Origin of the sequence: Enterovibrio nigricans DSM 22720 (assembly GCF_900167155.1) — a bacterium.
GTDB classification, from domain to species: Bacteria; Pseudomonadota; Gammaproteobacteria; order Enterobacterales; family Vibrionaceae; genus Enterovibrio; species Enterovibrio nigricans.
In genome coordinates, this window is record NZ_FUXU01000059.1 from 21,847 (window position 1) to 29,080 (window position 7,234).

Genomic DNA, 7,234 nt, shown 5'->3' on the forward strand with positions numbered 1-7,234 from the left:
TAGTGTGGACAAAAAAAGAGCCCATGCACAGGGCTCTTCTCATTTTGTGTTGATGTTGGCGTTATTTGCCGGCGACACTCAATCGTGCAAACCGAATCAATGGCGCAAAGAAATGGCCGTCATAATTCGGAATGACCGTGTTACCAACGGCATCAATTTCCTTGATCATTTTGTAAAAGTTGCCGGCGACTGTAATGCCGCGAACAGGTCGGATTCGTTTTCCGTCTCGGCAAAGGAAACCACTTGCCCCAAACGAAAACTCGCCACTGATGGCATCAGCACCAGAATGTACCCCTTGCAGTTCAACCAACTCCAGGTATTCACCCGCCGTAATTTCAGCTTCGCTACTTGTACCTGCAGAAATGACATCGTGACGGGATGCAACGCTGAGCGTTCCTTTTGCCGAACGTCCGGCGTTTGCTGTTGGTGTTACACCAAAATGTGCAGCAGTTGCAGAGTTGTGTAGCATTCCGATGAGCTTTCCATCTTGAATCAGAGGAGTGTCACCCGTTACAAAGCCTTCGCCGTCGAACGCTTTAATGGCATGACCGTTTTTCATATACGCGACATCGGTAAATGTAAGCAGTGGGCTGGCAACTTGCTCACCCACTTTATCACGCCAAGGATTAATACCTCGTTTGGCTGATTCACCCGAGAAACAGCTGCCGAAAGCCCCTAATACTTCATTGAGGCAATCTTGTGCGAACACGACAGCATACTGTCCGGTCTCAACAGGTTCACCTTCGAGTAATGCATCTGCCATTTCATAAGCATCATTGATGATTTTATCCGGTGATAAACCGTCGAACCGTCGCGCAACAGAGGCGGCGATATGCATTGCTTGTTTGCCGTTGTGATCAATTAATGCTGTGGTGTAGCAGCTAAAAGTACGTTCTTGATGCGAGCAGCGAGAGCCCAGTGTATTGCCTAGAAGTGTGACAGCACTGTTTTCGCTGTAGCCGTTGTAAGGTGCGGACTTGGCGAGAGGTTTCTCGCGAATACGACCTTCCAGTGCGAGTGCGAGTTCAATTTTTTGTTCTGGTGTCGCAGTGTCTTCTTGGAAAATTTCTGAGTGTTCGGTGCGAATGGTCAGCCCTTCAGCACGAATTTTCTGAAGTGGGTCTTTTTTTGTGTAGCTTGCGTTAGTCAGTGCCTGAGCGACCATTTGCTCTAGGTTTGAAGGTTCAAGGGATTCAGAATAACTTATGGCGACGTGCTCATCTTTAATCACACGCACGCCAATCACTTGACTGGCGGTGACCTTGTACTCTGATAGTTCACCTTGGTCTGCTTTCAAGCTGAAGCTTTCGCCACTCGATGCGATGACATCTGCTTGTGCACCGCGTTTTGCAGCCAATTCGAGGACTTGTTCGACGGCCTGTTCTAATGCTTTCATTTCACTCATTAGTTACCACCTCCAACAAGAATATTATCGACTTTGAGCGCGGGTTGACCAACGGTGGTCGGTACGGAACCGCTTACTGAGCCACACATACCTGCGGCAAGTGCAAAGTCGTTACTGACCATATTGATCTCTTTCAGTACTTTTGGTCCGGTACTGATAAGGGTGGCTGACTTCAATGGATGTGTGATCTTACCATTTTCAATCATGTAGGCTTCTTGAACCGCAAAGTTGAATTCGCCTGTGCCTGGTTGCACAGAGCCGCCGCCCATTTTCTTCGCATAAATACCACGCTCGATGCCACTTATCATGTCATCAAACGCATCGTTGCCTGCTTCAATATAGGTATTGCGCATACGTGAGGTTGGCGCGTATTTGTATGATTCCCGACGACCAGACCCTGTGCGCGCATAGCCTGTTTTCAGGCTACCCATGTGGTCAACCATAAAGCCAGTGAGCTTACCGTCTTTGATCAGTTGAGTGTGCTGAGTTTCCATGCCTTCATCATCAATGTTGATGGAGCCCCATTCGTTGGTCATCAAGCCATCATCTACTGCATTAACGACTGGGTTAGCAATCATCTCGCCCATTTTGTCGTGGAATACCGAGGCTTTTTTCGCTACAGAGGTAGTTTCGAGTAAATGCCCACAGGCTTCGTGGAAGATAACGCCACCAAAACCATTGCCAATAACTACCGGCATTTCACCTGATGGGCAGGCTGCCGCGCCCAGTTTGATAAGAGCTTGTTTTGCTGCTTGTTCACCGAGGGCTTCAGGATCAATCTGGTTGTTGAACTCCCATCCAGACAACATGCCCGGTGCTTCGTAGCCCGTGGACTGTTCATTACCTGATGATGCGACAACTGACGATGCAATACGGGTGTAGTGGCGAGTGTCTTGGACATGGAGACCTGTTGAATTGAAGATCTCTATATGCTGCTCACGCTGAAGAATACGGCTAACGATTTGGGAAATCTTATCGCTTTCGGCGCGTGCTTTCGCGTCTACTCTGCGAAGATACGCGATTTTTTCTTCTACATGATTGTCAATAGAGAAGGGCATCAACGCTGGATGGCGGTTATTCGCCGTCATGAAATTTAACGCACCAGCTGTCGCTATTTGGTCGCGTTTGTCCTTTGCACAGAGCAGAGAAGTGACTTGCTTCAGCTTTTCTTCATCAAGGCTATTGGTGTAGCCGTAAAGTACTTTCTTTCCAAAGAAAAGGCGAATGCCAATCCCGAAGTCGATACCGGAATTTACTTTGTCAACTTCACCAGAAAGCAGTTCGACATTCCCTGAATGATGGCGCTCTACAAAGAGCTCAGCAAAATCAGCACCCAAAAATAGGGCGTGATCAATCATCGCTTTAGCAGTGTTGGTATTTAGCATTTATTCCTCCTCTAGACAGAGTCAGCGTCTTATTACTTTCAGACTATCAGTTTGGATGAATTGCACCAATCATCTTTACCTTTTAGTGATATAGGTGAGATTAATTGATTGTTTTATACCCAATCTGTTCGAATTTTATGGAAAATTTGGTTGTCGAGTGGGAACGGTGCTAAGCAAGGATCATTGTGGTCACAGAATGTGTATCGTCGACATAATGACACGGGTAAACCAACGGGATTTTAGCTTTGGAGGCGATGCCATGGTCCAGCGACAAAATCAAATAGCCTTTTGAGACATCGAGTGTAATGACCTTCGCAGACTCAAAACCGAAGTAATAGCCGATATAGGGGTATGTGGCTTTAAATAAGCTTTCCTTCGCGGAAAAGATCAATGTCGTTGCTATGTTCTCAGCAATGCCTTGTTCTACAAATAGCGCGAGTTCTTCATTTGAGTGAATACTGGTCGCGATATCTTTGCATGTAGAAAACGGGATGACATTTTCAATGTCGATACCCGCAAACTTTTTCTGGCCACAGTGACCCAGCACAAGTGCACGATCATCAGTGTGAGAGATTGAACCTATCCACCCATTCGGCCAAGTGGGTTGGCGATTCAAACCTACTTTTATTTCCCCGTCAAAAGAAGACGCGCTTTGTAGCAGTGTTTTAGCGAGATACCGTCCGGCCAGAAACTCAGCCTGCCGTTTAGGCACACTTGACCGTATGTCATCGTTGAGTTTGATATCGAGTTCTGCATATAGACGGGGCTCGTACCTCTCTAGTTGAAAGGAACAAGATGCAAGCCAACAGGTACCTGCAGAGTTGGAGGCCAGTGATAATCGATCGAGGTATCCAGTTTGGCTTTCTTGTGTTGAAAATACGTGGTTGAACTCTTGGAACATACTGGCCTTGGCTAAAAGTTAGGAAATTACGGAGGAAGAGTAATGTCTAAAAAGTGGTGTCTCATTCCTACCCAACCCATTCATTGTTTATAACACGTTATAGAATGAAATTGTGAGTTCAAACGACCTTTATATTCACATCAATATAGTGATCTTTAATACGAGTTAGCCATTCTGTTCTATTTTGGGAATGAATGGAAACATCAGCGTTCATTTTCAAAATCAGTTTGAGAATAGTATGCGCAAGATCACCTATTAAGCGCCAATATCTTAAGCTTTTAATTGGTGATTTCAATGTAACCACTTGTAAATAAGCATGTTAATTGACAGTTGTGTGTAGTGGCATCCTATTTGCTTTCAACTCTTCTGAGAGAGGAATGGGAGAGTTACTGTTTATGAAAACGCATTGTCATTACTACCTCATACTTGTTGTCATTTTAATATTGTCGGGATGTCAAATGACATCAAAAAACAATCAAATTCGAATTTATGACCCTACAGAAGTTAATGATTTTCAATTGCCCATTCTGATAGACGGTATCGATACCGTGCGTAGTTATCGACAATCACGCATTAAAGAAACATGGTTTTGGACACTTTTAGAAAACGACACGTTTTTAGCAACCGAAAATATGGTTGTGCAGGTTGTCGGTCTACACCCTTTGCAACAGCCTCCCACACCGTTCGTTTTTGAAATTCCAGATGAAGAAGGGGTATTGGCGTACAACGCAATAGGCCCGTTTCAATATTGGACTTCTTTTGAACAAACAGGAGAGCGCTGCCTCGTTGCGTTACAGAACGCCAAAAAAGGTGGCTACTGGTTATCTGTTTTCACTCACTACTGTACTGCTGATCAAGAAAAACACATCACATGGGTTAATCGATTCAAATTATCTCTATTACTAGAAAGGTTCTGAAATGCGACCAAATCTGTTTCGGCGGTTAATTAAGCTGCTGCTGGTTTTGTGCGGGCTTTGTGCCCTGTTCATGCTAGCGACTTTGAACATTTCGACAGACACTCACTTGTGGCTCGCATCTAGTGCCTTCTTACTTATCTTGTTGTTATCAAAGAACATGTCTACGAGGGCGACAACATTCATCCTTATCATCGGGGCATTTATCTCGTTTCGATATATCTATTGGCGATTTCATGAGACGTTACCTTGGGAAAGCAGCTTAGATTTACCCTTCGCAATGCTGCTGTTCTTTGCTGAGTGCTACGGCATTTTGGTCTACGTGATGGGAATGTTTGTTACCGTTAAACCCTATGAGAGAAAACGCGTTCCAATCGATCTTGAAAAAACGCTCCCTTCCGTTGATGTTTTTATCCCGACATACAATGAACCGTTAGATGTCGTTGAACCTACGATTTTGGCAGCCTCTCGTCTGGAGTACCCCGGTGTATTCAATGTCTATGTGCTTGACGATGGGGGGACATACCAGAAATTGTCCGATGATGACGTGGATGCGGCCGATCAGGCAAAACGCAGGGCTGACTCTTTAAAAGCGTTTTGTGCAGAGGTCGGTGCACACTACATTACGCGTGAAAGAAACGAAAAGGCAAAAGCCGGAAACATTAACCATGCCTTGAAGAAGAGCGACGGCGATCTCATCCTCATTTTGGATGCCGACCATGTGCCGACACGTGATTTTCTGTCCAATACAGTGGGGTTGTTCCAAAAAGATCCAAACCTAGGCTTTGTTCAGACACCACACTTTTTCATCACACCCGGTCCCGTTGAACGAAACCTTGGTATTGAAGACAAAGTGCCTTCTGAAAATGAAATGTTTTATAACAAGATACTGTTAGGCATGGATTTTTGGAATGGTTGCTTCTTTTGCGGCTCCGCTGCTGTCATTCGCCGTGTTGCACTGGAAGAGGTGGGAGGGATCTCAACCAAAACTATCACGGAAGATGCGGATACGGCGATCAACATACACGCGAAAGGTTGGGACAGTGCGTATCTGAATCGCGCAATGGTAGCAGGGCTGTCACCGGATACCTTTGGGGCTTATGTAACACAGCGATCACGCTGGTCTCAGGGTATGATTCAGATCTTTCTCCTGAACAATCCGCTGTTAAAGCGCGGTTTAAGTATGGCGCAGCGTGTGTGCTATTTAAATTCGACGGTGTATTGGTTTTTCCCTATTTTCCGTTCGGTGTTTTTGCTTTCTCCGTTGCTGTACTTATTGCTCGATTTGCAAATCTTCGTGGGTAATGCGACGGATTTTCTTATCTTCGTCGTACCGCACTTAGTGATCAGCGTGATGATCACCCAAAGATTGTTCGGTAAAACACGGCGTGCATTTTTCTCTGAGTTATATGAGACAGCACTGTCGATATATTTTTGTTTGCCAGCGTTGTCCGTTTTGATTCATCCCCAAAAGCCCAACTTCATCGTGACGCCAAAAGGAGAAACGACAAGAAAAGTCTGTTTCTCAAAACTCACACCGTTTATGGCATTTATCTTTGGCTTGGTGGTATTAGCGGAGGCTTGGGGTATCTACCGTTATATTCAATTTCCGACTGAACAAAGCCAGCTGATACTGGTGATCATTTTTAACACGTTCAATCTGATGCTGATTGTCCTTTGTTTAGGTGCGATGCTTGAGAAGCAGCAGCGTCGTAGTGAGCCACGATTGCTGATGAATGAAAAGGCGGTAATAAAACTAGAAGATAAAAGCATCAATGCGATGCTGAATGATATTTCACTCAAAGGCGCAAGGTTAACGCTAAAAGATTCAGAGCACGATGTTCACCGTGGTGACATTGTGGATGTCGCGTACTTTACAGAAAAGGGTCGAAGTACCAAAAGTAAAAAACCACTGTACCAGATGGTGCATCTCAATATGCGGGTGGTTGCGGTGAAAAATGGCCATCAAGGCGTGCAAGTTTGTTGCTTGTTGGAAAGTCATATGGCGCATGACATGCAGATTCAATATGCGAAGGCGTATGGTCAGAGTAGCCGTTGGAAAGAACGTCGTCGTTATGAGGAAAGCTTAAATCAAGATGTATTGTCCTCTGTGCTTGGATTGTTTTCTTTGGTCTGCCAAAACCTGACACGCGTACTAACCACGTCGGTTAAACAAAAAGTACATGCGTCGAATTATCCAGGTAAAAGGGAGTTTCAAAATGAATAAGTACTCCGCCCTATTCCTTTTCTTTTTATCGGCATTTTCGCTTGCAGAAAAAACAGCGGAAGTTCCTTTGACGTATGCGACAGACAATCAAAATGACATTGTCTTACGTGGGCAAAGTCAGACAGTCTCTGTGCCCATTGCCATTCTTGATGGGCAAGAAGTTGAGAGCATTCGTTTGTCGTTATCTATTTACAATAACAATGCGATTGATAAGTCGATGCTTTGGATTGCAGCAGGCAATAGGACGTTAGCAAACGTTGAGATCAAACAACGTAGCCAACATCAACTCGGCTTTGTTGCTTAATTCGGTTGGAAGACATGGCAGCCTAAAGTTGTTCGGTTCTTAAGCAATATACTGAGTTTCAGGCATACCCAGTCCTGTAAGCTTGTTCAGCGCTTTGA

6 protein-coding genes are annotated in these 7,234 nt (G+C 45.0%); 3 read left to right on the forward strand and 3 right to left on the reverse strand.

Annotated features, from left to right (window positions below; genetic code table 11):
- Positions 1-61 precede the first annotated feature (61 nt).
- From B5D35_RS17160 to B5D35_RS17170, 3 genes are all read right to left on the reverse strand, one after another.
- Positions 62-1,405 (reverse strand): TldD/PmbA family protein, encoded by a 1,344-nt coding sequence (locus tag B5D35_RS17160; RefSeq protein ID WP_078753760.1) that lies wholly within the window; start codon positions 1,403-1,405, stop codon positions 62-64.
- Positions 1,405-2,790 (reverse strand): TldD/PmbA family protein, encoded by a 1,386-nt coding sequence (locus B5D35_RS17165; protein WP_078753761.1) that lies wholly within the window; start codon positions 2,788-2,790, stop codon positions 1,405-1,407. The genes B5D35_RS17160 and B5D35_RS17165 overlap by 1 nt, the downstream gene beginning before the upstream one ends.
- Positions 2,791-2,959: 169 nt before the next feature.
- On the reverse strand, positions 2,960-3,691 hold the full coding sequence (locus tag B5D35_RS17170; protein WP_078753762.1) for a 4'-phosphopantetheinyl transferase family protein: 732 nt from the start codon (positions 3,689-3,691) through the stop codon (positions 2,960-2,962).
- A 458-nt stretch (positions 3,692-4,149) separates the two neighbouring features.
- On the opposite strand from B5D35_RS17170, the gene B5D35_RS17175 reads away from it, so the two are divergent.
- Genes B5D35_RS17175 through B5D35_RS17185 form a run of 3 tightly spaced genes read left to right on the forward strand, consistent with a single transcriptional unit; the run spans position 4,150 to position 7,136 of the window.
- A complete protein-coding gene (locus tag B5D35_RS17175; protein WP_078753763.1) occupies positions 4,150-4,608 on the forward strand; it encodes a hypothetical protein in 459 nt (152 codons plus the stop codon).
- Between the two features lies 1 nt (position 4,609).
- Positions 4,610-6,832 (forward strand): UDP-forming cellulose synthase catalytic subunit, encoded by a 2,223-nt coding sequence (bcsA, locus tag B5D35_RS17180; protein WP_078753764.1) that lies wholly within the window; start codon positions 4,610-4,612, stop codon positions 6,830-6,832.
- Positions 6,825-7,136, forward strand: coding sequence for a hypothetical protein (locus B5D35_RS17185; protein WP_078753765.1), 312 nt, complete (start codon positions 6,825-6,827; stop codon positions 7,134-7,136). Before bcsA ends, B5D35_RS17185 begins: the two co-directional genes overlap by 8 nt.
- The last annotated feature ends 98 nt before the right edge of the window (positions 7,137-7,234 follow it).

What these genes read in the sequence shown, in the direction of transcription:
- B5D35_RS17160 (WP_078753760.1), bottom strand. Translation starts at nt 1,405, where the DNA reads ATGAGTGAAATGAAAGCATTAGAACAGGCCGTCGAACAAGTCCTCGAA.
- B5D35_RS17165 (WP_078753761.1), bottom strand. Translation starts at nt 2,790, where the DNA reads ATGCTAAATACCAACACTGCTAAAGCGATGATTGATCACGCCCTATTT.
- B5D35_RS17170 (WP_078753762.1), bottom strand. Translation starts at nt 3,691, where the DNA reads ATGTTCCAAGAGTTCAACCACGTATTTTCAACACAAGAAAGCCAAACT.
- B5D35_RS17175 (WP_078753763.1), top strand. Translation starts at nt 4,150, where the DNA reads ATGACATCAAAAAACAATCAAATTCGAATTTATGACCCTACAGAAGTT.
- bcsA (WP_078753764.1), top strand. Translation starts at nt 4,610, where the DNA reads ATGCGACCAAATCTGTTTCGGCGGTTAATTAAGCTGCTGCTGGTTTTG.
- B5D35_RS17185 (WP_078753765.1), top strand. Translation starts at nt 6,825, where the DNA reads ATGAATAAGTACTCCGCCCTATTCCTTTTCTTTTTATCGGCATTTTCG.